The organism is Variovorax sp. LjRoot175 (assembly GCF_964253805.1).
In the GTDB taxonomy this organism is placed as follows: Bacteria; Pseudomonadota; Gammaproteobacteria; order Burkholderiales; family Burkholderiaceae_C; genus Variovorax.
Genome location: NZ_CAXURY020000001.1, coordinates 3,376,369 through 3,402,208, shown reverse-complemented (window position 1 = coordinate 3,402,208; position 25,840 = coordinate 3,376,369). Strand labels below are relative to the sequence as shown.

Here is a 25,840-nt window from a genome sequence, read left to right as displayed (position 1 = left end):
CCAAATTCTGTGGCGGGCGTCGCTGGCCGACGAGGTCTGGTAGCGCCAGAGGGGGGTTCGTTTGTGCCATGCGGCCGTGTCCCCGGGCTGCACGGTCGTGGTCTGGCGAGGCGCTCAGGCGGCCCCGGTCCGGTAGTCGCTCGGCACTTTTCCGGTCCAGCGCCTGAAGGCCTTGCGGAAGTTGGTCGCTTCAGTAAAGCCCACCCGCTCGGCGATGTCGACGACAGGAAGCTTCGAATTGCTGAGATAGCCGATCGCCAGCTCTTTGCGCGTCTGATCGACCACACTCTTGAATGTCACGCCCTGGTCCGCCAGACGCCGGTGCAGTGTGCGCACCGACATACCCAGCCGCTCGGCCAGCCGCGCAACCGACACCATGCAGCGGGCATCGTCAAGGCAGGCGCCACGCACCCGCCCCGCCCAACCGCCGGCCTGGTAGCCGCCGTACGCGGCGGCGACACACAGCCGCCTGCACAGTTCGTGGGTGATGGAATTGGCACCCGGGCAGGCCGCATCCAGGATCGCGGCATCGAAATGCCATTCGAGTACATCGGCGTCGAACTCGACCATGCAACCGAAGACCTGCGCGTAGGACCGCCAGTGCGGTGGCGCTCGGTAATTGCAGACGAGGCGCAGGGCGGGCAACGGCACCTCGAGCACGCGCTGAAACAGGGAGTTGAGCGAGCTGCGCCAGAACTCCGCGACGAATGGAAGGATGGCGCCAAAACGCTCGGCGGGCGCACAAGCCAGGATAGCCACGTCGCCCTGAACGCGCAGCGTGGGCTGCAGGAACGGCATGGCAGGCTGCACGTGCGCGATTCCAAATTCAAGTCCGTCCCGGAACGTGGCGCTGCTGGCCATTGCGAAGCCGTAGATGCCGAAGTCGCCGATGCGCTGGCGTGCCCCGGCACGCAGGGCCAGGTCGGACTCGGACGACAGCCTTTGTGCATTGGCAAAGACCGCCATCCGTTGGGCCGGCGACATCGGGGCGTATGCGTTGTCGATGTCGTCGGGCTCCAGCCCCGTGCCTGCGAAGAGGTCGGACAGGGCGACCCCATCGCATCGCAGCTGTGCTGCCAGCGCCGAAAAACCCAGCATGGCGGCGCCGGGCGCAACGGTCTTGAGGCTTGCGGCATTCAGCGTCATGGCAGCGATGCTGTAGCGCCGCCACTAGAAAAGGTCGAGCGTCGGCGCCATCAATGCGGACGATCCCACTCGGATTTCGCCGCAGAGTGCCGCCGTCTGCGGCAACAGCCGCTGGTAGTAGAAGCGGGCAGTGGCCATCTTCGACGCGTAGATAGGATCGGTCGATTCGGACTGCTTCGCCGCAACTTCCGCCATGCGTGCCCAGGTCCATGCGAGGGCCACATGCCCCACCAGGCGCAGATAAGGCACTGCGGCGGCCCCGGCCGCGTCAGGGTCAGTCGCGGACGTGGCTACGAGCTCGCTGGTGAGTTGCCTCACTTCAGCGACCAATGCCGCCAGCGGCTCCGCGAACTCGCGCATCACCTCGCGCGGGCCGCAGGTTTCGGTGAATGCGGCGGCCATGTCCAGGAAGGTGGCCATTTGCCGGCCTCCGTCCCCCAGCACTTTGCGCCCGAGCAAGTCCATGGCCTGCACGCCGTTCGTGCCCTCGTAGAGCCCGACGATGCGCACATCTCGCAGATGCTGCTCGACACCGTTCTCGCGTATGTAGCCGTGCCCGCCGAACACCTGCATGGCCAGCAGCGTGGATTCCACGGCGAGGTCACTGGACAGCGCCTTCACGAGCGGGGTCAGCAGTCCGAGCAGTTCGGCCGTCTCGTTGCGTTTGGCGGGGTCGGGATGAAGGCGCTGCACATCGCTCAGTTGCGAGGTCCACAGCGCCAGCGCGCGCGCGCCCTCGATGTTCGCCTTCTGCGTGAGCAGCATGCGGCGCACGTCGGCATGCCCGATGATCGGGTCGGCGACTTCGCCGGACGATCTCGCACCGCTGGCGCGGCCCTGCAGGCGCTCCTTCGCATAGGCCAAGGCCTTCTGATAGGCTGCTTCCATCAGGCCGATGGCGATCATGCCGACGAGCACGCGCATGTGGTTCATCTGCACGAACATGCCCGCCAGACCCTTGTTGGGTGCGCCCAGCAGCCAGCCGGTCGCACCGTCGAAATTGATGGTGCAGGTCGAGTTGCCGTGGATGCCCAGCTTGTGCTCGATGGAGCCGCAGACCACCGCATTACGTGCTCCGGCCGCGCCGCTTGCATCGGGGATGAATTTCGGAACGATGAAAAGAGAAATGCCCTTCACGCCCGACGGCGCGTCCGGCATGCGCGCGAGCACCAGGTGCATGATGTTGTCGGTCAGGTCCTGCTCGCCGCCCGAGATGAAGATCTTGCTGCCCGTGATGCTGTAGCTGCCGTCGGCCTGCGCCACGGCGCGGGTTCGCATCAGGCCCAGGTCTGTGCCCGCGTTTGGCTCCGTCAGGCACATCGTTCCGGCCCACTCGCCCGACGCGATCTTCGGCAGATAGAGTGCCTTCTGTTCCTCCGATCCATTGGCCGCCACGTTCACGTACGTCGCGTGCGACATGCCGGGATAGGACGACCACGCCATGTTCGCGCCGCCGAAGACTTCATAGACCGCGTTGGCCACGACCGAAGGAAAGCCCTGGCCCCCGAACTCGGGGCTGCACGCCAGTCCGGCCCAGCCGTTCTTCGTGAACTCGTCGTAGGCTTTCTTGAAGCCCGGCGGCGTCTGCACAACGCCGGCCGAAGGCATGCTGCAACCGTGCTCGTCTCCCGGCGCGTTGAGCGGCGCAATCACCTCGGATGCGAACTGGCCGGCTGCGGCGAGCACCTGGTCGATTGTCTCGGCGTCGAGCTCCGGCTGGCCGCAAGCCTGCAGCATGGCCGGTACCTGAAGCAGCTCGTGCAATACGAACTGGATGTCGCGCATTGGGCTCTGGTAGGTCATGGTGATGTTCCTTGACTCAAGCCACTTCGAACAGGCCCGCGGCGCCCATTCCGCCGCCGATGCACATCGTCACGACGACGAAGCGCGCGCCGCGCCGCTTGCCCTCGATGAGCGCATGCCCCACCAGCCGCGAGCCGGTCATGCCGTAGGGGTGTCCGATCGTGATGCCGCCGCCGTTGACGTTCAGCTTTTCGGGATCGATGCCCAGGCGGTCGCGCGAGTACAGCACCTGGCAGGCGAAGGCCTCGTTCAATTCCCACAGGCCGATGTCGCTCACCTTGAGCCCGTGGGTCTTCAGCAGCTTGGGCACCGCCAGGACCGGGCCGATGCCCATTTCCTCGGGCGCGAGGCCGGCGACCGCGATGCCGCGGTACGTGCCCAGCGCCTTGAGCCCGCGACGCTCGGCGACCGCCCGCTCCACCAGCACGCAGGCCGATGCGCCATCCGACAGCTGGCTGGAATTGCCCGCGGTGATGACGCCGCCTTCGATGACTGGCTTGAGCTGGGAAAGGCCCTCGAGCGTGGTATCGGGACGGTTGCCCTCGTCGCGGTCGAGGGTGACGTCACGGTAGCTGATCGCGCCCGTCTGCTTGTCGGCCACGGCCATGCTCGCCGTGATCGGCACGATCTCGTCATCGAACAGGTGGCGCTCCTGCGCCAGGGCAGTGCGGCGTTGCGCTTCGGCCGAATACGCATCCTGCGCCTCGCGCGAGATGCCGTACTTCTTCGCCACGATCTCGGCCGTGTTCAGCATCGGGATGTAGGCGTGCTGCACGCGCGCAACGAGCTGGGGGTCGGCATCTTCACCCACCCACTTGACGAACGGGTTTTGGACTGCGGAAATGTTCTCCTGGCCCCCGCCCACGGTCACGTCCATGCCGTCGACGATGATCTGCTTGGCCGCCGTCGCGATGGCCATCAGTCCGGAGGCGCATTGCCGGTCCATGGTCTGTCCCGGCACCGACTGCGGCAATCCCGCCGCAAGCGCCGCGAGACGCCCGATGTTCATGCCCGCGGTGCCGGCGGCCATCGCGCTGCCGATGGCGACATCCTCCACTTCTCCGGGATTGATGCCCGCCCGCTGGACGGCGTGATGAATCGCGTGGCCCATCAGGGTGGGCGACTTGATGTTGTTCAACGCGCCGCGGAATGCGCGGCCGATGCCGGTGCGTGCAGTGGAAACGATGACGGCTTCTCTCATGGTTCAGACTCCAAGTGGTTCGGTAAAAAGGTTGGCGTAGCGGCTCGCCACCACCCCGCGGTTCAGGCGCAGCGCGGGTGTGAGTTCTTCATCGCCTTGATGCAGCGAACGCGGGATGACGCGAATGGTGCGCACGCGATGGTTCTCGGGCAGGCGGCCGTTCGCGATCTCCACTTGCGCCGCGATGAGTGCGGTGATTTCCGGCAGGCCGAGCAGGCTGGCGTAGTCGGTGAAGGGCAGCCGCTGCTGCTGCGCATACTTCCTGATCCGGTCCTCGTCGAGGGAGAGCAGCGCCGCCGAATGCCCGCCTTCCGCCGGCACGACGATCGCATCGGCGATGTAGGCACTGAGCCGGAATGCGTCTTCCGCTATCTCCGGGCTGATGGTTTCGCCCCGTGTTCCGATGGCCCGCGCGCGCACGCGGCCGAGCAGGTGAACGCGGCCGTGTTCGTCGACACGCCCGAGGTCGCCGGTGCGCAGCCAGCCGTTCGCAAAGGTCGCGGCCGCGCTCAGCGTTCCGCGTACCCAGTAGCCCGGGCGCGGGATCGTACCGCGCACCAGCACTTCTCCATCGGGCGCCAGCTTCAGCTGGGTGCCTGTCTCGAATGGCGCGGATGCAGTCTCCATCGAGCGGCCGGCAGGAACTATCCTGCAGAAGCCGGCCTCGGCCATGCCGTAGCAGTCGAGCATGGGAACGCCGATGGCGTCGAACCAGTCGGCGACATGCGCGGGACTGGAGGCTCCGCTCGCCAGGGCGACCCGCACGTTCCGCAAACCCAGGGCGGACCGTATGCGCTCCCGCGTCCTGCGCTGCAGCCAGCCGGGCCGGCGCGCCGCGAGGCACGAGGCGTATGCGGTCCGGGCAACAGGCACGGCTTCCTGCATGAACAGCTCGGTCGTTCCTTGCAGCTTCTCGAAGAAGCGCGGGGCTGCGAACAGGAGGTGCGGCTCGACCTCGCCCATGTCGTTGAACACCGTGGACCCGTTCTCCGGCAAGTGGAGCAAGGTTTCGTGCATGAGCATGGCCTTCTGGGCCAGCATGCGTTCGCCGTAGTGCGCCAGCGACATGATCGACAGTGCCCGATCGCCCGGACGCAGCTGCAGCCAATGACTCATGGCGCGCACTTCCCGCAGGAAGTCGTGCTGTCGCCGCGCCACCAGCCGCGCCGGGCCGGTGCTGCCCGCCGTGGCCGCGAGGAATGCAATCTGTTCCCCGGTGCCGGCGTCGATGCGGTTGTCGAACAGCGCCGGTTCTCTGGCCGCGGCTTGCGCGCCGCGCGCAAGCCATTCGTCGTAGGAACTGACTTGGGGGTCCGTGAAGCGCGAGAGCCCGCGTGTATCGAGGACCACGATGTGGCGCAGATCGGGACAGGTGTCGCGTACCGCTAGCACCTTCACCAGCTGGTCGGCGTTCTCGACGAAGACCACCCGCGACCCGGCTTCGACGAGCGCATGCCCGACTTGCGCGGCCGTGCTGCAAGGGTACATGCCGTGGGACACGTAGCCCATGGCCTGCGACGCCATATCCACGATGAACCACCGGGGCCGATTGTCCGAGAGGACCGAGACCACCTCGCCGGCCTGCAGCCCGGCATCGGCCATCGCGAGCCCGATGGCCCGCGCCTCGCTGAAATAGCCGGCCCAGTTCAAGCCCTGCCAGATGCCGCGCTCCTTGTGCCGCAGCGCGGGGCGATCGCCCCATTCGGCGCATCGGCGCCGCCACAACTGGGGCAGGGTCGCGATGCGCGTCTCGTCCGCGGCCAGGGATGCCGACACGTGGATCACAGGGCGCTCTTGGCCGGGTCGACCACGCTGGACCGCGCCGTCCAGCGGCCCTGCACGACCTGCTCGACCCGGGTCCATTCCGGGTCGATGTGGTTGTTGGCGAAGCGCTGCGTGTCGTACGACGCCACGCCCTTGAAGCTGGACGCCTGCAGCGCCTTCACCAGCTTGTCGGTCGTCAAGTCGCGGCCCGCATTGCGCACTTCCTGCAGGAACCAGCTGGTGTAGTCGTAGAAGGCAGCGGCCACGTCGTCCGGCTCGGCCTTGAAACGCTTCCGGTAAGCCTCGGCCCACGACTTCTCTGCGGAGGTGGCCTGGTCGGGTGTCGCGATGCGCCAGGTGCCGACGCCGTACACGCCTTCCATCGCGTCCTTGCCGAGGGCGACGGTGAGGCCGGCGCGGCCCGGGCTGGCGGTCAGCACGTTGACGCCGGTCAAGCCGAGCTTCTTCACTTCGGCCGCCACGGCGATGGTTTCGCGCGTGGTGGTTGCGCAGACGATGAGGTCCACACCCGCGGCCTGCATGCGCGCGACGTGCGAGGAGAAGTCGAGATCGCCGACCTTGTAGCTGGCCTCGGCGGCGAGCGGCATGCCCTTGGCTGCAAGCGCCGCCTTCACACCCTTGCCAACCAGGTCGCCGAAGGGGCCTTCCTGGTAGATGAAACCGACCTTCTTGCTGCCCAGGTTGCCGGTGGCCCACTTCACAGCGGACGAAGTCGTGCTGTCGTAGTTCAGGTTGGTCGTGAAAAGCAGAGGCGTCTGGCCGGCCGCCTGGCGCACGAGGCCTGAAGCTGCATACGGCGCGAAACAGATCACACCGGCATCCACCGCCTTTTTGACCGTGGCAACGTTCGGCCCGGAGCCGAAGGGGCAGAGCAGGGCGAAGACCTCGTCCTTGCGGATCAGTTTGTCCACGGCCCGCACCGCTTGCGACGGCTGACTTGCGTTGTCCTCGATGACCAGCCGGAGCTTGCGGCCGTTGATGCCGCCGGCCTCGTTGGCCTCGTCGATGCGCATCTGGATGCCGTTGCGGATCACGGGCATGCCGATTGCCACCGGTCCGGAAAGGTCGAGATGGGTGCCCAGGACCAGTTCCTTGTCGCCGACACCCGCTGCGCGCGCGGATGTGGTCCACAGGGCGCCCGGCGCCGCGGCTGCAAGGCTTGTCTTCAGGAGGGTTCGGCGATTGAGTGTCATGACAGTCCTTTTCTCAGTTCCAGGAAGGGCGTCGCCGCGCCGGCCGGATCCCGCCAGCGACACCTTGCGGCAGGTGGTGCGATGCGCCACCCAGGTAAAACTCCTTGATGTCTTCGCGCTGGGAGAGGGCCTCGCAACTGCCAGCTGCAGCCACGCGCCCCAGTTCGACGACATAGCCGTGGTCGGCCGTGGCCAGCGCGATTGCCGCGTTCTGCTCGACCACCAGCACGGCGGTCCGGGTCTTCTCGCGTATGCGCTTGATGATGGCGAAGATGTCCTTGGTGAACAGCGGCGAGAGGCCCAGCGAAGGCTCGTCGAGCAGGAGCAGGCGCGGCCGTCCCATCAGCGCGCGGCTGATCGCCAGCATCTGCTGCTCGCCACCGGAAAGCAGGCCCGCATGCTGGCGCTGGCGCTCGCGCAGGCGCGGAAACCAGTCGTACATCTGCTCCATGTCGCGCGCGATCTCCGCATCCCGTCTTGCGAACGCACCCATGCGCAGGTTTTCCGCAATGGTGAGGAACGGGAATATCTGGCGGCCTTCGGGCACCAGCACCACGCCGCCGCGAGCGACTTCATCGGCATCCTTGCCGTCGATGGGCCGGCCCTCGAACTCGACGGTTCCGTTGGAAGGCGCGAGCACGCCGGCAATGGTGTTGAGCAGCGTCGTCTTGCCGGCGCCGTTGGCGCCCAGGACGGTGACGATCTGCGCGGCATGCACTTCGAGGCTCACGCCGTGCAGCGCACGCACCGGGCCATACCATGTCTCGAGATTGCGGACGGACAGCAGTGTGCTCATTCAAGTCCCCAGGTAGGCCGCGATCACACGCGGGTCGGCTTGCACCTGCGCAGGCGTGCCATCGGTCAGGACCTGTCCCTGGTCCATCACCACCACCCGATTGGCGACCGCTGCGACCAGCGACATGTCGTGCTCCACCATGACCACCGTGACGCCCAGTTCGGCCTGAATGTCTTCCAGCCAGTAAGCGAGCCTTCGCGTCTCCTCTGGGTTCAACCCGGACGCCGGCTCGTCGAGCAGCAGCAATCGAGGCTCCGCTGCAAGGGCGCGACCGAGCTCGACGACCTTGCGCACGCCGTAGGGCAGTTCCGCCACCGGCCGATGCCGGAACGCGGCGAGATCGAGCAGCCGCACGACGTCTTCGACGCGTTCGCGCGAGAGGGCTTCTGCGCGCTGCACGGACGGCAGGTTGAACATCTGCGAAAAGAAGCTGCCGTGGTTCGCACGATGGCGGCCGAGCAGCAGGTTCTCCAGCACCGTCGCGCCCTCGAACAGCTCGATGTTCTGGAAGGTGCGCGCGATGCCTTGCCGGACCACGTCGTGCCGTGCCAGACGCGCGATATCGTTCCCGTTGAAGCGGATCCTGCCGCTGCTAGCGTCGAATACGCGCGTGATGAGGTTCAGCAGCGATGTCTTGCCCGCGCCGTTCGGACCGATCACTGCGAGGATCTCTCCCGGGCGCACCGAGAAGCTCACGTCGCGCACGGCCTTGACGCCGCCGAAGGACAGGCTCAATCGCTCGACCTCGAAGAATGCGGCGCTCATCGGTAGCGCTCCGATTTCATGTAGACCTTGGTCTGGTGAACGCGGCTCTTGCGCACCCACGGGAATTCGCCCAGGACCTTGCGGATGCGAACCCAGCGGGCGTTGAGGCCGCCCGGCTCGAGCAGGACGAAGAAGGTCAGCACGGCGCCGTAGACGAAAAGCTCCAGCCCGAACTGCGCGCCCAGCCTGGCGGGCAGCGCCTCCTTCAGCGAGGAGATGAACGAGGGCAAGAGGCCGATCAGGATCGCGCCGAGGATGGCCCCCCGCAGGCTGCCCAATCCGCCGATGAACACCATCAACACGAGCTGCAGCGACAGCGCCAGGCCGAACGCTTCTGGCGTGATGTGTTGCATCTGGTGCGCGAGCAATGCACCGGCGAGTCCCGAGCACGCCGCCGAAAGGCTGAAGGCAAGCACCTTGGTGCGGGCGACGTCGATGCCCAGGCCCTGCGCCGCAGCCTCGGAGTCGCGGATGCCGATGAAGGCGCGACCGGTGGCGGACCGCATCAGGTTGACCAGCAGGAGCAAGACCACCGCCAGCACCACCAGGCAAAGGAAGTAGAAGGCGCGCGGACCGCCGAGGCTGAGCCCGAAAAGGGTCGGGTCCGGCACCGCCATCCCGCTGTGGCCCCCGGTGACGCTCTTCCACCTGCCGAGGACATGCTCGGACACGATGGCAAACGCCATGGTGACCATGGCCAGGTGCAGCCCCGACACGCGAATGGCCGGCATGCCGACGAGCAAGCCGCCAAGCGCCGCGCCCGCGGTGGTCAGGAGGAGCGACAGGGGCAACGGCACACCCTGGGTCAGCAGGATGGTGTGGATGTACGCGCCGATGCCGATGAACGCGGACTGGCCGAGCGAAACCTGCCCGGTGAAGCCTGTGAGCATCATGAGGCCGAGGCTGGCCACGCACATGATGAGGATAAACGTCGCCTCGCCGATGTGATAGGCCGGCAGCACCCATGGTGCGGCGACCAGGCCCAACACGAGCAGGCCGTACGCAAACCGCTCGGGCTTGCCGCGCAGCAGCCGCCGCCCCTCGTCGAATCCCGTTTCGTAGCGTGCCATGGTGTCAGACCCTCCGGCCGTGGCTTTCGCCCAGGATCCCGCGCGGATACAGGATGAGAACCGCGATGAGCACCAGGTAAGGCGCCACGTCCTTGACGCCGTCGGGCAGGTAGACGCCGGCGAACTGTTCGATGAGGCCGATGAGGAGGCCGCCGATGATGGCGCCCGGCGCGCTGCCGAAGCCGCCGAGAACCAAGGCCGCCAGTGCCTTGAGCATGACGAACCACAAGCCCAGGTCGACCAGCGTGATGGGAGCGAGCAGCAGCCCGCACAGCGCGGCGATCGCGCCGGAGATCGCCCAGACCAGCGAATTCAGGCGCTTCACGCGCACCCCGCAGAGATATGCGGCCAGCTGGTTCTGCGAAGTCGCGTGGATCGCAATGCCGAGCGTGGTGCGGCGCAGAAAGTAATAGAGGAGCGCCGTGACGCCCATTGCGGCGCCGACGATCACCAGGTTGAGCTCGGCCACCACGCTGCCGCCGATCTGCATGGATTGCCCTGTCCACGGCGTGGGATAGCTGCGCGACTGCGGCCCGAAGAACATGCTGACGCCGCCGCGGATCATAAAGCCGATCCCGATGGTGAGCATGACGCCCGAGAACTGGGGGCGCCCGACGATCCTGCGCATGATCTTCGCCTCCAGCAGGAAGCAAAGCGCGGCCGAGATGCACAGCACGGCGACGAAGCTGAGCCAGAACGGCAGGCCCGCCGCGACGACGAGACCCCAACCGAGGAAGGCGGAGAGCATCACCACGTCGCCTTGCGCGAAGTTGAGGACCTCGGTCGCTTTGTAGCTGAGGACGAGGCCGAGTGCGACGAGTCCGTAGATTGCACCGCTGGAGATGCCTTGCACGATCAGCTGGTTCAGTTGGGTCATCGGATCATCCGCTTGGCTTTAAATAACGATCGTTTGTTAAACGATGGTGAACTATAGGTTTGCAACGAGGGCAGCGTCAACATGGCGGCTGGGGTTCTCAGCAGGGGGAAACCCTCGGGTATCGCCAGACTTTGTTTATGAAAATGAATCCGTTTAACAAACGGTCGAAATGCTATGATCGGGTTCTACGAACTGCCGAGGTGCATGCATGCGCTATCCGTCAACCCACAAAGAGGAAACTCGCAAGAAGCTGCTCGCGAATGCCCGTGCCATTGCCAAAAAGGGCGGTTTCGAGACCACTGGAATCGATGACCTGATGGCGGGAATCGGCCTGACCGGCGGCGCTTTCTACGGCCATTTCGCGTCCAAGGAAGCGCTGTTTGCCGAACTCGTCGAACACGAAATCTCGAACAGCGCCGAGATGCTGGCCGGGGACCGGGACTCGCCGCCCGACCACGTCGCGAAGCGGTTGCGCAGCTACCTGAGTTCGTATCACGCCCTGCACCCGGAAACCGGGTGCGTCTTGCCGGCACTGGGACCGGAAATCGCAAGGGCGGGGCCCGAAGTGCGTGCGGCCGTCGAGGAGGGGCTGAAGCGCTTGCAGAAGAGCTGGAGCTCGCGCATCGGCGACCCGGATGCGGCATGGGCGCTGATTGCCCAGTGCGTGGGCGCACTGGTACTGTCTCGCGCGGTTGAATCGGAGCGCACCCGCAAGGAAATCCTAGCCTCCAGCCGCCGCTTCATCGACCAGACTCATGCACTGGACCAGCTTCCCGCGAAGCCCTCCAAGGTATCCTGACAGCCGAAGCTGATGTTGCCCCGGCGCGTCACTCCTGCACGTGCGCTGATGCAAACGTTCTCTGCACCGCAGGCACGCGCGGTTGCTGCCGCTAGGCTCCAGCGGTCATCCTGCACCGACACCAAGGCGCATCAGCTCGCTCGCCTGGTCAGGCAGCACTATGACGCGGAACTAAGCAAGGTCGGCCTCAGAATTACGCAGTACCGGCTGTTGATGGAGGTCCTGGCACATGGGCCCGTGCGCCCCTGTGACTTGGCCGAGACAATGTCGCTCTCTCCATCAACGCTGACACGCACTCTCAAGCCTCTCATCTCGACAGGTTGGGTGGATCTTGGACCGGGCGTTGACGGACGCACTCGCAGCGTGCGCATCACCACTGCAGGCCGTAGCAAGTGTGCCGAGGGCATGCCTCACTGGAGCGTGGCCCAGGCCAAAGTGCATCAATTGATTGGGAGCCGAAATGTCAGCGCATTGCATGCGCTCATAGGGGAATGCTTGATAAGCATGTCAGCAGCGGAATGAATGACGTCAAAACGTATCGGCCGTTGGCGGCCATTACCTGAGGGTGATGGGAGCGGCGTTTGGCTTCACTGCCATCGCGTAGTCGCTTTATTTCGTGGGGCAGGGGGCGCGGCGTGTCGGCTGGCCGCTCGCTGTGGGTGGCTTCCGTTGCGTATGCGCGCTGTCCGCGGTGGCCCTCGTGTTCGCTGGGAGGCTCAGTCTTGAGTCTGCCTTCCTGGTCGTGGCTGGCCGCACCATTGCCGGCGCCGCATTGACGGTGTGGACTTTCGCCCGCGTGAAGTGGGAAGTCGATAGATCGCGTGGTGGGAAGAACTGCGCTGGGTCGTATCCGGAATCTCAATGCGACCCGATTGCCGCCGCTCTGACGGCCTCGGCCTGCCAGCCGCCGCCCAGTGCCTTGAATGCACTGACCGCCGCGCGCGCCGATTCCGTTTGCGCTTGCGCTCTTGCATCGGCCACGCGCAGCATGCTCTCGTCGGCCTGCAGGACTTCGATCAGGCTGACGACACCTCGCTGATAAGCCGCAAACGATGCCCCTCGTGCACGGCCGAGAGAGGCCTCTCCCTGCGCGAGCAGGGCGGCTTGTTCTTCACGCTTGACCAGGGCGGAGAACGCGTTCTCCACGTCTTCAGTCGCGCGTAGCGCGGCAAGCCGGTAGGCCGCGAGCAACTCCGCGTCCTGCCCCTTGGCCAGTTCGATCTGCGCATCGATGCGCCCGAAGTCGAACAGCCGCCAGCGCAGGCCGAGCAGCGCCGCGGCCTGGTTCGCGCCCCCCGTGAACAAGTTGCCGCTGGCCACCGACGTGGCGCTACCGATCGTTCCTCCAAGCGACAGCTTCGGGTAGTACTCGGCCACAGCCACGCCAATGCGGGCGTTCGATGCCGCAAGGCGCCGCTCGGCGGCGATCAGGTCGGGCCGACGCCGCAGCAATTCGGCGGGCGAACCGGCGGCGCTGATGCGCGGGGCGGCGGGAATGGCCACGGCCGTCGCCAGTTCGGCGCGGTGCGCGCCCGGCGCCGCGCCCAGCATCACGTCGAGCGCGTTCATGGCCGCAGCCTCGCCCGCCTCGAGCGCCGGCACGGACGCACGAACCTGCGCCAGCGTGCCCTCGGCCTGGTGCAGCTGGAGCTCGGTGGCCAGCCCCTTGCCGTAGAGCAGGCCGATCTTCGACAGCAGGTCCTGCTGCGTGCCGACTTGCCGGCGTGCAATGTCGAGGCGGGTTTGCAGGCCGCGCAGGGCGATGTAGATGTCGGCGGTTTGCGCGGCCACGGCCAGGCGCGTGGCGGCCGCACCAGCCTCCGATGCCTGGTAGTCGGCCAGAGCAGCCTCGCGTCCCCGGCGCAGCCCGCCGAAGATGTCCAGCTCCCAGCTTGCACCGAGGTTCGCTTCGTAAGCGTTGCCGTAGCGATCGAAACCTGGCTGCGAGTTCAGGACCTGGCCCAGCGGCGTCTCCACCGACTGGTAGGCCCTGGCGGCTTGTCCGCCGAGATTGCCCGAGGGCAGCAACGCAGCGTTCGCTGCACCGAGTCCGGCCCGTGCCTGTGCCATGCGGGCGGATGCCTGCGCAAGATCAAGATTCTGTTTCAGCGCGTGTTCGACATAGCGGGCCAGTTGCGCATCGCCGAAGCCGGTCCACCACGCCACCAGCTCGGCGTTGGCGGTGGCGGATCGCCGGTCGAGGGCTGCCTCGCCGATAAATCGGTCCGGCAAGGTCGGGGCAGGCCGGACATAGTCAGGCCCGACAGCGCAGCCTGCAAGAAGGCTGAACAGCAGGGGCAAGGCAAGAGTACGTTGGGACATGGGATTGCTCCAGGACGACGGACAGGAAAAGCAGAAAGAAGCGTGTGACTATAATTCAAGTTGGTCACTTGTTGTCGTTTGTTTGTCCGGGCGGTAAGCTCTCGGCATGAACAACGCAACTTCTTCTCCGCCTGTCGCGCGGGGGCCGGCCGATCACGACGTGCGCGCGCAGATCGTCGTCGCAGCCACCGAGCACTTCAGCCAGTACGGGTACGAGAAGACCACGGTTTCCGACCTTGCCAAGGCCATCGGCTTCTCCAAGGCATACATCTACAAGTTCTTCGAGTCCAAGCGGGCGATCGGCGAAATGATCTGCTCGAACTGCCTGCGCGAGATCCAGTTGGGCATCCGTGCGGCGGTCGACGGGGTCGACCGCCCGCCGGAGAAGCTGCGCCGCATGTTCAAGGCCATCGTCGATTCGGGTCTTCGGCTGTTCTTCCAGGACCGCAAGCTCTATGAGATCGCCATCTCGGCGGCCAGCGAGCGCTGGCCGTCGGCCATTGCTCACGAAGAGTGCATCCGGCAGCTGCTTCTCGAACTGCTGAAGCAAGGGCGGGAGTCCGGCGACTTCGAGCGCAAAACACCGATCGACGAGACGGCGGCGGCAATCTACCTGGTCATGCACCCCTACATCAACCCCCTGATCCTGCGGCTCAGCGCCGATCACACGGAGCAGGCGCCGGCCCAGTTGTCGGGTCTGGTGCTTCGCAGTTTGTCGCCATAGGCAAATAATTTCTATGTGACTATTGACTAAAATGGTCACTATTATCAGAATCGGGGCCCTGATCGATTCGTCAATGGGCCCCTCATGCACTCGCGCCGCTTCCTCACCTCCGCCTTCGTCTGCGCCTTGCCGTTCGCGCTGGTCGCCTGCGACGACAAGACGCCGCCCGATCCGCGCACCCAGACGCCGCTGGTGCGCGCCGCCACCGTCCAGACAGGCGCGGCGGCATCGCGCTCGTTCACCGGCACCGTCGCCGCGCGGGTTCAGAGCGACCTGGGCTTCCGCGTCCCCGGAAAGGTTCTGGAGCGCTTGGTCGACGCAGGCCAGACGGTCAAGCGCGGGCAATTGCTCATGCGTATCGACCCGGTCGACCTGAGGCTGGCGGCACGTGCGCAGCAGGAGGCCGTCAGCGCCGCACGGGCGCGTGCGAAGCAGGCCGGCGACGAAGAAGCGCGCTACCGCGATCTGCGCGGCACCGGCGCCATTTCCGCTTCGGCGTATGACCAGGCCAAGGCGGCGGCGGATGCCGCCCAGGCCCAACTCGGTGCGGCCGAAGCGCAATCGGAGGTCGCGCGCAATTCGAATCGCTATTCGGAACTCACTGCCGATGCGGACGGCACCGTTCTCGAGACGCTGGCCGAGCCTGGCCAGGTCGTCAACGCCGGGCAGCCGGTGGTCCGCGTGGCGCAGGCCGGGCGCAGGGAGGCCGTGGTCCAGTTGCCCGAAACGCTGCGCCCGGTCGTCGGCTCCGGCGGGCAGGCCACGCTGTTCGGCAGGGAAGGTGTTGCCGTGCCCGTCGAGCTCAGGCAACTCTCCGATGCGGCCGACAAGCTCACGCGCACCTTCGAGGCGCGCTACGTGCTTGACGGCGCGCTCGCCAACGCACCCTTGGGTGCGACGGTGACAGTTGACATCGCGGACGGCAAACCAGCGCAGGCAGGTGGCGTCCAGGTGCCCATCAGCGCCCTGTTCGATACAGGAAAGGCGACGGGCGTCTGGGTCATCGGTGGCGACCCATCAACCGTGCGCTGGCAGCCGGTGGCCGTCGAGCGCCTGGACGGCGAGCGTGCCCTGGTGGCCGGTCAACTCAAGCAGGGGGACCAGGTTGTCGCGCTCGGCGCGCACCTGCTGCGCGAAGGCGAGAAGGTGCGTGTCGCGACCTCGGCCGCGACACCCGCGGCGGGTGGAGCCCGCCCATGAGCGAAGGCCGCTTCAATCTGTCGGCGCTGGCCGTACGCGAGCGATCTATCACGCTGTTCCTCATTGGCCTGATCTCGCTGGCGGGGCTGGTCGCGTTCTTCAAGCTCGGCCGCGCGGAAGATCCCGCCTTCACCGTCAAGGTGATGACGGTCATCACCGCCTGGCCCGGCGCCACGGCGCAGGAGATGCAGGACCAGGTCGCAGAAAAGCTCGAGAAGCGCCTGCAGGAATTGCGCTACTACGACCGCACGGAGACCTACACGCGGCCCGGGCTGGCGTTCACGACCCTGACGCTGCTCGACAGCACGCCGCCGGCACAGGTGCAGGAACAGTTCTATCAGGCGCGCAAGAAGCTCGGCGACGAAGCGGGCAACCTGCCGGCCGGCGTGATCGGGCCGATGATCAACGACGAGTACGCGGACGTCACCTTCGCCTTGTTCGCGCTGAAGGCCAAGGGAGAACCGCAGCGCGTGCTGGTGCGCGACGCCGAGACGCTGCGCCAGCGGCTGCTGCACGTGCCGGGGGTGAAGAAGGTGAACATCGCCGGCGAGCAGTCGGAGCGCATCTACGTCGAGTTCGCGCACGACCGGCTGGCAACCTTGGGCATCGGGCCGCAAGACGTGTTCGCCGCGCTCAACAGCCAGAACGCGCTGAGTCCTGCCGGGTCCGTGGAAACCAGGGGCCCGCAGGTGTTCATTCGGCTGGACGGCGCATTCGACACCCTGCAGAAGATCCGCGACACGCCCTTGGTTGCGCAGGGCCGCACGTTGAAGCTGTCGGATGTGGCCACGGTCAAGCGCGGCTACGAAGATCCGGCCACCTTCATGATCCGCAACGGCGGCGAGCCTGCCTTGCTGATCGGCGTGGTCATGCGGGAAGGCTGGAACGGGCTCGACTTGGGCAAGGCCCTGGACGTGGAAGCCCGTGCCATCAATGCCGAGCTGCCCCTGGGCCTGAGCCTGACCAAGGTCACGGACCAGTCGGTGAACATCAGCGCGTCGGTCGACGAGTTCATGGTCAAGTTCTTTGCGGCCTTGCTGGTCGTCATGCTGGTGAGCTTCCTGAGCATGGGCTGGCGCGCGGGGCTTGTGGTTGCAGCCGCAGTACCGCTGACGCTGGCGGTGGTCTTCGTGGTGATGGCCGCGACTGGCAAGAACTTCGACCGCATCACGCTCGGCTCGCTGATCCTCGCGCTCGGCTTGCTGGTGGACGACGCCATCATCGCCATCGAGATGATGGTCGTGAAGATCGAGGAAGGCTATAGCCATGTGGCCGCATCCGCCTATGCCTGGAGCCACACGGCAGCGCCGATGCTCTCGGGCACGCTGGTCACCGCGGTGGGCTTCATGCCCAACGGCTTCGCGCCATCGACAGCGGGCGAGTACACCAGCAACATGTTCTGGATCGTCGGCATCGCGCTGATCGCATCGTGGGTGGTCGCCGTGGTGTTCACGCCCTACCTGGGCGTCAAGCTGCTGCCGAACTTCAAGAAGATCGAAGGCGGCCATGCCGCGATCTACGACACGCCGCGCTACAACCGGCTGCGTGGCGTGCTGGCGCGCGTCATCGCGCGTAAGTGGCTGGTGGCGGGCGCGGTCGTCGGCCTCTTTGTGGTGTCGATCCTCGGCATGGGCGTGGTCAAGAAGCAGTTCTTTCCGATCTCCGACCGCCCTGAAGTCCTGGTCGAAGTGCAGATGCCCTACGGCACCTCGATCACGCAGACCAGCGACGCTACGGCGAAGGTCGAGGCCTGGCTCTCCACGCAGTCGGAGGCCCAGATCGTCACGTCCTACATCGGACAGGGTGCGCCCCGCTTCTACTTCGCGATGGGGCCCGAACTGCCCGACCCGTCGTTCGCCAAGATCGTGGTGCGCACGGCCAGCCAGGAGGAGCGCGAGGCCCTGAAGCACCGGTTGCGCCATGCCATTGCCGATGGCCTCGCGCCCGAGGCGCGGGTGCGCGTGACCCAGCTCGTGTTCGGGCCGTACTCGCCGTTCCCTGTTGCCTACCGTGTCACCGGACCCGATGCGAACGAGCTGCGCAAGATCGCGGCCGAGGTGCGACAGGTGATGGATGCCAGTCCGATGATGCGCACCGTCAACACCGACTGGGGCACCCGCACGCCCACGCTGCACTTCACCCTGAAACAGGACCGCCTGCAGGCCGTCGGGCTGACCTCCAGCGCCGTGGCGCAGCAACTGCAATTCCTCTTGAGCGGCGTGCCGGTGACTACCGTGCGCGAGGACATCCGCACCGTGCAGGTGGTGGCCCGTTCGGCCGGCAGCACCCGGCTCGATCCCGCGAAGCTCGTGGACTTCACGCTCGCCGGTGCCGGAGGCCAGCGCATTCCGCTGTCGCAGGTCGGCGAGGTCGAGGTGCGCATGGAAGAACCGGTCATTCGGCGGCGCGACCGCATGCCCACGATCACGGTGCAGGGCGACATCGCCGAGGGGCTGCAGCCCCCCGACGTGTCGACCGCGATCACCGCGAAGCTGCAGCCCCTGATGCAGAAGCTGCCCGCCGGCTACCACATCGTTCAGGCCGGCTCCATCGAGGAATCGGAGAAGGCGACGCAGGCGATGCTGCCGCTGTTCCCGATCATGCTGGCGATCACGCTCCTCATCATCATCTTCCAGGTGCGCTCGATCTCCGCGATGGTCATGGTGTTCCTCACGAGCCCGCTCGGGCTGATCGGCGTGGTGCCGACCTTGCTGCTGTTCCAGCAGCCCTTCGGCATCAACGCGCTTGTGGGACTCATCGCGCTATCGGGCATCCTGATGCGCAACACGCTGATCCTGCTCGGGCAGATCCACCACAACCAGCAGGAGGGGCTCGACCCGTTTCATGCGGTCGTCGAGGCGACCGTGCAGCGTGCCCGGCCTGTGATCCTGACCGCGCTTGCGGCGATCCTCGCGTTCATTCCACTGACCCATTCGGTGTTCTGGGGCGCATTGGCGTACACGCTGATCGGCGGTACGTTTGCTGGGACGATCCTGACGCTGGTGTTCCTGCCGGCGATGTATTCGATCTGGTTCAGGATCAAACCCGGCAATGCTACCCAGCCCGCGCACTGATGCGCCTCACTACCATTCATTGAGATCGAAGGAACTGCCATGTCTTCATCAGTTGTTGTCGTGACGGGCGTGTCCTCGGGCATCGGACGCGTCGTTGCGGAAATGTTCGTGGCGCGATGCTGCCGGGTGTTCGGCACCGTGCGCGACCTGCGCAACGCGCCCAAGCTGCCCGGTGTCGAGATCGTCGAGATGGACGTTCGGGATGAAGGCTCGGTTCAGACGGGCATCGAATCCGTCATCGACCGTGCCACGCGCATCGACGTGCTGGTCAACAATGCGGGAATGATGATGATCGGCGCGGTCGAGGAAACCGCGACGGCCGAGGCCGCGGCCCTGTTCGACACCAACGTTTTCGGCATGCTTCGCACCACGCGCGCCGTGCTCCCGTACATGCGTGCGCAACGCCGCGGGCGAATCGTCAACGTCAGCTCTGTGCTTGGTGTGCTTCCGGCCCCGTACATGGGCCTGTATTCGGCCACCAAGCACGCGGTGGAAGGGCTGTCGGAGTCGCTGGATCACGAGGTGCGCCAGTTCGGCATTCGCGCAACGCTGGTGCAGCCAGCCTTCACCCGGACCAACCTCGATACCAGCGCGCCTCGTGTCAAGGCTCGGATATCGGGCTATGACCGCGAACGCGACCTGGTGGCGCTCTCCGTGGCCGACAGCGTGAGCAGTGCGCCCGAGCCGCACGGCGTGGCGGGCACCATCGTCGAGGCGGCGCTCGGCCCATGGCGCATGCGTTGCACGCCGCCAGGGGAGGCGTCTCTCCTGACGAAATTGCGCCGCTTCTTGCCAGCAGGACCGGTGGATGCGAGCCTGAGAAAAAAACTCGGACTCGTCTCTTCCTGAGCAGTTGCCCTGCCGCACAAACGAAGGCGGACGCCGTGGACAGCCTGGATCTCCTGCGCGCCTTCAGCGAGGTTGCCTCTTCCGGAAGCTTCTCCCGCACCGCCAAACATCTGGCGCTGTCGAGGGGGACTGTCAGCAAGTACATCGCAGCCCTCGAGCGCCGCTTCGGCGTCCGGCTGCTGAACCGGACCAGCCGCGCCGTCAGCCTCACGGACGCAGGCCTCTTGCTGCTCGACAGAAGCAGGCCGATCCTGGAACTGGCCGACGCGACACGCGCCGAGCTCCAGGACCGCGCGCGGGTCCCGAGCGGGCGCCTGCGCATTTCGGCACCGCACGGCATGGAACTGACGGAATTGCCGGCGCTGATCAACGACTTCCTCGGCCACTACCCTGAGGTCAGCATCAGCCTCGTGCTCTCGAACCGCCGGATCGATCTGACGGAGGAGGGCGTCGACATCGCGCTGCGCTTCGGCCCTTCGGCCAACGAGAACCTGATCGTTCGAAAACTGGCGCCCATGGAACTCAGCGTCTGCGCCGCGCCCATGTACTGGCGCAAGCACGGTTTACCTACCCATCCGAACGAGCTTGCGCATCACGTCGCATTGATCAGCACCCCATTGAATGCGCTGGCGAAGTGGCGCTTCGAAGCCGACAGTCAGCCCATCGAGGTGGAGGTCCGTGGGAGGCTGGACGCAACGGAAGCTGGCCCGCTGCTCCAGGTGGCACTGCTCGGCGCAGGCGTCGTTTATCTGCCGTCGGTGATGCTCGAGCCCTACGTGGAAAGCGGGAGGCTGGTCCCCGTCCTCTCGGAGTTCGTTCGCAGCGACATGTGGCTGTCGGCTGTCTATCTGCAACGTCGGCACAGCACGGCGGTGCAGCGTGCGTTCCTGGACTTTTTGGCGAGCCGGCTCAAGCCTGCAGGCGTTCAGATGAGGATCGGCTCACAGTGAGCCAACAGTCACCTTGTCTTTACTGTAAGACTCGCAAAGGAAACGATGTAGCCAGCCAGGGCGCTTGCTGCCACCGTGGAAGGACTGCCCAGCCACAACGACCCTGGGCCCGACCGGCCTGGGAAATTGCGGTTGATGGCACTGACAGTGACCTGTTCAGCGCGGCTCGATGCGCCAGGCCCGGCGTTGATACAAGCACCGCAGCCAGGTTCGACGAGCTGTACGCCCATCTGCAGAAAGACCGCTGTCATCCCTGCGCGATCGCTGCGTTCCCGTACGTCCTGGCTGCCGAACTGAAGAAAGAAATCCACCCCTGGCGCCAGTCGCAAGCCACGATCGGCGCCCCATTTCATGACTTCATGGTAGGCCTCGATGTCCTCGAGCTTGCCGCCGGTGCAAGACCCGCCATAGGCGATGTCGATCGCCACTCTCTCGGACGACAAATCAGATACGGCTACGCCTCTTCCAGGGTCGCCCGGCCGCGCGACCATCGGTTCCAAGGCCGAGCAAATCGACCTCGATCTCCGAGTCGTAGTCGAATCCTTCGTCGCTGCGCATCCAGTCTGTCACCTGGAAGTCGCGTTCGCTGCGCCGAACGCGAATCGACTGTTCCGTCCGCCGTCAGCAAACGGATGGCCGCGCTTGAGGTGCGCGCCGGCATGCCGTTGTTGCGGCGTGGTGCACGAGGAATGGAACCGACTGATGCTGGCTTGGCGTTGGCACGCCAAGCGAGGGAGGTGCTGGCAAGCCTGGAGCGGATGCGAACGACATGCTATGCCGGAATTGAACAGCGACACGATATGTTTCACCATCTCTGCCGAAGAGGCTTCTTTCAAGCTGACCTGGATGGAGCGATGTTTCTCCAGCACCTTGACCATATCAGCTGGAAGTGAACTGGAAAGTGCGGCCAAACTCGCGACGATCCGCACGCTGCCCTCTCCCCCGCTTGCGATGACCTCCATGGTCGCTTGCTCGACAAGATATGCCCGAATCGACACTGATGTGAATTTCGATAATGCTTGGCGGTGATTCCGGCAAAGGATGTCACGGCTTCGACGGCAATTCGAGCACGCTAGCCTCAAGTTCTGGCATCTCTTGTCGTTACTTCGCAGTTTTCCGGCATTGCGTGTCACATGTTGAGAGTAGAGGAGGGCAGACCTCAACCTGAACCATGAGCGCATCGGCTTATATCGTGATGCCGAAGCGGGACGGCTGACCGGTTATCCCCGCCGTGGTGGGCGCGCAGCGGCGCGTATGAGTATGGACTGCTTCAGACTGCGTTGCGGCCATCCTGCTCGCAGCGTCAGCCGCGTCTCAGGCAGTTATCTCGCTCAAGTGTCTTTCCCGCATCCAGCGCCTCTTTCACCCGTCTGGCGTCATCCTGTTCGGCTTGAGATGGGTGGCATGCTCGGCTGGACAGCCCCGACGACGCCCGAAGCCCTCGCCGCCAATTCCTTGACTGTCGCTCTGAGCAGATCCATGTCCTTCCGGAATCGATCTGCCGGGCCAGCGACAGTGAGCGATGCGATGCACTCTCCATTGCCGTCGAATACGGGCGCAATCACGGACCCGACCCCAGCGATAGGGGTATCGATGGAACTGCACACACCTTCAGTCCGGATCTTTGCCATCTCGCGCGTGATCGAGGCCTTCGCGATCCCGGCCGGCATCTTGATCTTGAACTGCACCGAGGCCATGTACGCGTCCCGGAACCCCTTGTCGGCAAATGCGAGCAGCAACCAGCCGGTCGGGCTCGCATACAGCGGCCGAACCGTACCGACGGGTACTTGCAGGCGAACCGGATGCGGGCTATTGACAAGTTCGACAAACGCCACGGCCTCGGCCTCACGGTTGAGCACGCCGAGCAAAACGGTCTCGCCGGTGCGTTCAACGAGTTCTTCCATGAAAGGCCGGATCATCTTCGGGAAGTTCCATGCGGACATCACGCTCGCCGAGAGGCGGATGATCGAGGGGCCGATGCGATAGCTGCCCTCACTGTGGATCAGGTAGCCTTCGGCCACGAGGGGGCGCAGCAGATTCAGCAGGCTGCTTTTCGGCGCTGCCAGCGTTGCGCTCAACTCGGCGAGCGACATCCCGTTCTGCGTCAGCGACAACACGTCGAACAATCCCAACAGGCGCGTCAGGGAACGCGGGCCGGTGGTGTCGCGTTCAGGGTCTTCCGCGGGCAGCGGCGCCGATCTCGCCTGTCTTGTCATTCGAATCCTTCGCCCATTCAGGGATGCTGAATCGCCATTTTACCGGGGCACCCCCCTACCGACTCTGGCGATTCATCGACAGGCGATTGACGAAGGTCGCGGCACGCGCTGCGCGATCTCTTCAGAGTTTCAATGCGCCACGCACGGCCTCGGCGATCGTCAGGATCGCGTCTTCGTCGCGTGTTGCCGGGTTGAACAGACGGTTGTGGCAGATCGCCACGGCGAGCTGCGCATCAGGATCGGCCCAGCCGATGGAGCCGCCCTGGCCGGGATGGCAGATCGCGCGCGGGTTCTTCGCCGAACACACTGGTGGATGTTCGCCGCCGAACCAGTAACCCCCGATCGTGATCGGGATCGGGAAGCCGAACATCACCGGATCGGGCTCGTCGCTGTGCGCACGCGGCGTGTTCAGCGTGGCCACCAGGCCTTCCGAGAGCAGCCGCACCCCGTCGAGCTCGCCGCCGCCAGCCAACATGGCCCAGAAACGCACTTCGCTGCGTGCGGTGAAGATGCCGCCCACCCCGGCCACCTCGGCGCGGCGCACCTCGGGTCGCTCGAACACCGCCGGTCCCAGCGCGACCGCGGGCGGCATCGAGGCGAGATAGAGCGGCGGCAAGTGCTCGGCCGGGAGCGGCCGCATCGCGTCGAACTGCCGCGCGATCCGCGGCTCGACAGCATCGGGGATACCGATCCAGAGGTCCGGCGCGCCGAGCGGCGCAGCGATCTCCTCGCGCACGAAGCGGCCGAGCGAGCGATGGTCCGGGTCGGCGCGGCGCACCAGTTCACCGAGGATCCATCCGAAGGTCATTGACAGGTACATGGTCTTCGCGCCGGGCTCCGCCAGCGGCGTGAGCTCGGCAATCGCGCGGGTCATCCAGGGCCAGTCGCACAAGCGCTCCGGGGTCATCCCCTCCGGCATCTGCGGAATGCCGGCGCGATGCGTCAGCACGTCGCGCAGCGTGGTTCTGCCTTTGCCGTGGGCGGCGTACTCCGGCCACCATGTCGCCACGGGTGCGTCGTAGTCGAGCCGGCCGCGATCGACCAGCATGTGCACTGCCGTCGCGGCGACGGCCTTGGTGACCGAGTAGACGTTGAAGAGCGTCTCGCCGTCGACGGGGCGGCCGTTTGCCGGATCGGCCAGGCCGCCCCACGCATCCACCACCAGGCGGCCGCGATGGTAGGCGGCCACTTGAATGCCGATCTCGCGGCCGCTGGCGATCGCGTCATCGATGGCGCGTTGCACCGGAGGGTTGGCGTCGAGCATGGGCGGGGTCAAGCGGGTCTCCTTTCGAGGTGGGCTGCACGGGTCGATGTGGCAGCGGCGACCTGGGCGCGCAGCGGGGCCTTCGATCGAAAAAGAAGCCTCGAAGCTCTTGTTGAGGCCTCGCCAATTGGTTTATATTGTAGAACGACGTTCAAATAAATGACGTCGCTTTTTCACGAACTCGAGAGCCCTGGGCCCGGGTCGACAAAGGAGCAAGGCATGGTTCAAGGAGTAGCGCAAGACGCCGATGCGGCACTGCTGGCAGGCCGGTGCGCGATCGTGGCCATGCCGGGGCTGGCCCTCGGTGCTGCGCTGGCGCGCGGGCTGCGGCGGCATGGGGCGCGCGTGGTCGAGATCGACGTCGCGCCCGGCTCGCGCGCCGACGCGGAGGCGGCCATCGGGGATGCCTCGCGCGAGGCCGGCGGCGCAGACCTCGTCGTGCATGCGGGCGCCACGCCTGCGGCGCTGGCGTCGCGCCCGCTCGAGGCGCTTTCTGCCGAGCAATGGCACTCCGCCGTGCATCGCAGCATGCTCACGAGCCTGTACTTCCTGCAGGCGGTCCATCGCCAGCAGCGCGAGGCGGGCGGGGCGACGGTCGTCGTCGGCCCTTCGACGGCGCTGGTCGGTGCGGCCGGCCTCGTCGCGCTGATCACGCTGGCCGAAGCGCAGCGCACGCTGGTCAAGTCGGCGGCGCGGCAATGGGGCCGGCACGGCATGCGCCTCAACTGGGTCGGCGTCGGGGCGCAGCGCTACGCGCCCTCGCTGGCAGACGCCGCGCTGCCGCCGACGCCGGAGCTCGGTCCGCCGCCGCCAGCGCTCGGCCGCGTGCCCGAGGCGGAAGCCGAGGTGGCCGACGTGATCGCATGGCTCGGCAGCGATGGGGCGCGCGGCGTGACGGGCGCGAGCTTCAACCTCGACGGCGGCGACTGGATGGTGCCATGAGCGCCGCCCGGCCGCCCGAAGGCGCTCGCACCGCAGCCGAAGGCGAAGGTACTCCAATGAGCAATGCAAGCGCAACGACGACGACAACCGGCGCGGGCCTGCTGCAGGGCCGCGTCGCCTTCGTGACCGGCGCCGGCGCCGGCATCGGCCGCGGCATCGCGCTGGCGCTCGCCGCCGCGGGCGCGCGGGTGGCCGTGACCGGGCGCCGGGGGGCGACCTGCGACGACACCGTCGCGCTGATTGCCGCCGAGGGCGGCACTGCTTTCGCGCTGGAGGCAGATGTCGGCGACGCCGCGGCGGTGAACCGTGCGGTCGAAGCAACCGTCGCCCGTTGGGGGCGGCTCGACATCCTGGTGCAGAACGCGAACGCCGGCGCAGACTCGGCGCATCCGATCGCGCTCGAAGAGGTCACGGAAGAAGACTGGCTGCGACAGGCCCGCGTCGCCAGGGACGGCAACCTGCATTGCGCCCAGGCCGCGGTGCCGCACCTGCGGGCCAGCGGGAGCGGCCGCTTCATCGTGCTCGGCTCGGCCTTCGGGCTGCATGGCGCGGCGATGAATCCGGTGTATTCGGCGTTGAAGGGCGGCGACCGCGGCTTCGTCAAGTCGCTGGCGCGCGAGTGGGGGCCCTACGGCATCACCGTGAATGCGATCGAGCCCGCCGCTGCCACCGAGCCGACCCAGGTGTTCTTCGCCCAGAACCCCGCGGTCCGCGACGCCTACCTCCGCATGTTCCCGCTCGGCCGCATGGGCGCGCCGCGCGAGGACATCGGCCGCGCCGTCGTGGCGCTCTGCAGCGACCTGATGGGCTACGTCAGCGGGCAGAACCTGCCCGTCGACGGCGGCCTGTACACCGCATTGTGAG

General features: G+C 66.2%; 23 protein-coding genes. 10 read left to right on the top strand and 13 right to left on the bottom strand.

Features of this window, described 5'->3' with window-relative positions:
* Positions 1-114 precede the first annotated feature (114 nt).
* Genes ACSQ89_RS16935 through ACSQ89_RS16895 form a run of 9 tightly spaced genes read right to left on the bottom strand, consistent with a single transcriptional unit; the run spans position 115 to position 10,636 of the window.
* Positions 115-1,146, bottom strand: a complete 1,032-nt coding sequence (locus ACSQ89_RS16935; RefSeq protein ID WP_436292841.1) for an AraC family transcriptional regulator — start codon at positions 1,144-1,146, stop codon at positions 115-117.
* A 24-nt stretch (positions 1,147-1,170) separates the two neighbouring features.
* Positions 1,171-2,949, bottom strand: a complete 1,779-nt coding sequence (locus ACSQ89_RS16930) for an acyl-CoA dehydrogenase C-terminal domain-containing protein (protein ID WP_436292842.1) — start codon at positions 2,947-2,949, stop codon at positions 1,171-1,173.
* Positions 2,950-2,965: 16 nt separating this feature from the next.
* Positions 2,966-4,150 carry an acetyl-CoA C-acyltransferase gene (locus ACSQ89_RS16925; protein WP_436292843.1) on the bottom strand — a complete coding sequence of 395 codons (1,185 nt, stop codon included), beginning with the start codon at positions 4,148-4,150 and terminating at the stop codon, positions 2,966-2,968.
* A 3-nt stretch (positions 4,151-4,153) separates the two neighbouring features.
* Positions 4,154-5,926, bottom strand: a complete 1,773-nt coding sequence (locus ACSQ89_RS16920) for an AMP-dependent synthetase/ligase (RefSeq protein ID WP_436296296.1) — start codon at positions 5,924-5,926, stop codon at positions 4,154-4,156.
* Between the two features lie 5 nt (positions 5,927-5,931).
* Positions 5,932-7,128: an ABC transporter substrate-binding protein gene (locus tag ACSQ89_RS16915; RefSeq protein ID WP_436295998.1), complete on the bottom strand. Its 1,197-nt coding sequence runs from the start codon at positions 7,126-7,128 to the stop codon at positions 5,932-5,934.
* Positions 7,129-7,141: 13 nt separating this feature from the next.
* On the bottom strand, positions 7,142-7,924 hold the full coding sequence (locus ACSQ89_RS16910; protein WP_436295997.1) for an ABC transporter ATP-binding protein: 783 nt from the start codon (positions 7,922-7,924) through the stop codon (positions 7,142-7,144).
* Complete coding sequence (locus ACSQ89_RS16905; RefSeq protein ID WP_436296295.1) at positions 7,925-8,689, bottom strand: ABC transporter ATP-binding protein; 765 nt, start codon at positions 8,687-8,689, stop codon at positions 7,925-7,927.
* On the bottom strand, positions 8,686-9,759 hold the full coding sequence (locus ACSQ89_RS16900; RefSeq protein WP_436295621.1) for a branched-chain amino acid ABC transporter permease: 1,074 nt from the start codon (positions 9,757-9,759) through the stop codon (positions 8,686-8,688). The genes ACSQ89_RS16905 and ACSQ89_RS16900 overlap by 4 nt, the downstream gene beginning before the upstream one ends.
* Before the next feature lie 4 nt (positions 9,760-9,763).
* Positions 9,764-10,636: a branched-chain amino acid ABC transporter permease gene (locus tag ACSQ89_RS16895; protein ID WP_436295622.1), complete on the bottom strand. Its 873-nt coding sequence runs from the start codon at positions 10,634-10,636 to the stop codon at positions 9,764-9,766.
* A gap of 208 nt (positions 10,637-10,844) precedes the next feature.
* Between ACSQ89_RS16895 and ACSQ89_RS16890 the strand changes: the two genes are divergently transcribed.
* Both ACSQ89_RS16890 and ACSQ89_RS16885 read left to right on the top strand, forming a co-directional pair.
* Positions 10,845-11,435 carry a TetR/AcrR family transcriptional regulator gene (locus tag ACSQ89_RS16890; protein ID WP_436295623.1) on the top strand — a complete coding sequence of 197 codons (591 nt, stop codon included), beginning with the start codon at positions 10,845-10,847 and terminating at the stop codon, positions 11,433-11,435.
* A gap of 12 nt (positions 11,436-11,447) precedes the next feature.
* Positions 11,448-11,957, top strand: a complete 510-nt coding sequence (locus ACSQ89_RS16885; protein WP_436296294.1) for a MarR family winged helix-turn-helix transcriptional regulator — start codon at positions 11,448-11,450, stop codon at positions 11,955-11,957.
* A 336-nt stretch (positions 11,958-12,293) separates the two neighbouring features.
* On the opposite strand, the gene ACSQ89_RS16880 is transcribed toward ACSQ89_RS16885, so the two are convergent.
* The gene (locus ACSQ89_RS16880) at positions 12,294-13,757 is read right to left on the bottom strand and encodes an efflux transporter outer membrane subunit (protein ID WP_436296293.1); all 1,464 of its coding nucleotides are present in this window, start codon (positions 13,755-13,757) and stop codon (positions 12,294-12,296) included.
* Between the two features lie 106 nt (positions 13,758-13,863).
* On the opposite strand from ACSQ89_RS16880, the gene ACSQ89_RS16875 reads away from it, so the two are divergent.
* From ACSQ89_RS16875 to ACSQ89_RS16855, 5 genes are all read left to right on the top strand, one after another.
* Complete coding sequence (locus tag ACSQ89_RS16875) at positions 13,864-14,481, top strand: TetR/AcrR family transcriptional regulator (RefSeq protein ID WP_436295626.1); 618 nt, start codon at positions 13,864-13,866, stop codon at positions 14,479-14,481.
* Positions 14,482-14,565: 84 nt separating this feature from the next.
* On the top strand, positions 14,566-15,681 hold the full coding sequence (locus tag ACSQ89_RS16870; RefSeq protein WP_436295627.1) for an efflux RND transporter periplasmic adaptor subunit: 1,116 nt from the start codon (positions 14,566-14,568) through the stop codon (positions 15,679-15,681).
* Entirely contained in the window at positions 15,678-18,755 is a 3,078-nt protein-coding gene (locus ACSQ89_RS16865; RefSeq protein ID WP_436295628.1) for an efflux RND transporter permease subunit, read from the top strand. The genes ACSQ89_RS16870 and ACSQ89_RS16865 overlap by 4 nt, the downstream gene beginning before the upstream one ends.
* A gap of 39 nt (positions 18,756-18,794) precedes the next feature.
* Positions 18,795-19,604, top strand: coding sequence for an oxidoreductase (locus ACSQ89_RS16860; protein ID WP_436295629.1), 810 nt, complete (start codon positions 18,795-18,797; stop codon positions 19,602-19,604).
* Between the two features lie 35 nt (positions 19,605-19,639).
* Entirely contained in the window at positions 19,640-20,554 is a 915-nt protein-coding gene (locus ACSQ89_RS16855; protein ID WP_436295630.1) for a LysR substrate-binding domain-containing protein, read from the top strand.
* Between the two features lie 8 nt (positions 20,555-20,562).
* Here the strand turns inward: ACSQ89_RS16855 and ACSQ89_RS16850 are convergent, their stop codons facing one another.
* On the bottom strand, positions 20,563-20,982 hold the full coding sequence (locus tag ACSQ89_RS16850) for an aconitase family protein (protein WP_436296292.1): 420 nt from the start codon (positions 20,980-20,982) through the stop codon (positions 20,563-20,565).
* On the opposite strand from ACSQ89_RS16850, the gene ACSQ89_RS16845 reads away from it, so the two are divergent.
* Positions 20,914-21,447 (top strand): LysR family transcriptional regulator, encoded by a 534-nt coding sequence (locus tag ACSQ89_RS16845; RefSeq protein WP_436296291.1) that lies wholly within the window; start codon positions 20,914-20,916, stop codon positions 21,445-21,447. The two genes, ACSQ89_RS16850 and ACSQ89_RS16845, sit on opposite strands and share 69 nt — an antisense overlap.
* Positions 21,448-21,930: 483 nt before the next feature.
* On the opposite strand, the gene ACSQ89_RS16840 is transcribed toward ACSQ89_RS16845, so the two are convergent.
* On the bottom strand, positions 21,931-22,770 hold the full coding sequence (locus ACSQ89_RS16840; protein ID WP_436295633.1) for an IclR family transcriptional regulator: 840 nt from the start codon (positions 22,768-22,770) through the stop codon (positions 21,931-21,933).
* A gap of 121 nt (positions 22,771-22,891) precedes the next feature.
* Entirely contained in the window at positions 22,892-24,046 is a 1,155-nt protein-coding gene (locus ACSQ89_RS16835) for a serine hydrolase domain-containing protein (RefSeq protein ID WP_436295634.1), read from the bottom strand.
* A gap of 207 nt (positions 24,047-24,253) precedes the next feature.
* Here ACSQ89_RS16835 and ACSQ89_RS16830 point away from each other — a divergent pair, with 207 nt between their 5' ends.
* Together ACSQ89_RS16830 and ACSQ89_RS16825 are read left to right on the top strand one after the other, a co-directional pair.
* Entirely contained in the window at positions 24,254-24,976 is a 723-nt protein-coding gene (locus tag ACSQ89_RS16830; protein WP_436295635.1) for an SDR family oxidoreductase, read from the top strand.
* 56 nt (positions 24,977-25,032) lie between these two features.
* Positions 25,033-25,839: an SDR family NAD(P)-dependent oxidoreductase gene (locus ACSQ89_RS16825; protein WP_436295636.1), complete on the top strand. Its 807-nt coding sequence runs from the start codon at positions 25,033-25,035 to the stop codon at positions 25,837-25,839.
* Position 25,840 lies beyond the last annotated feature (1 nt).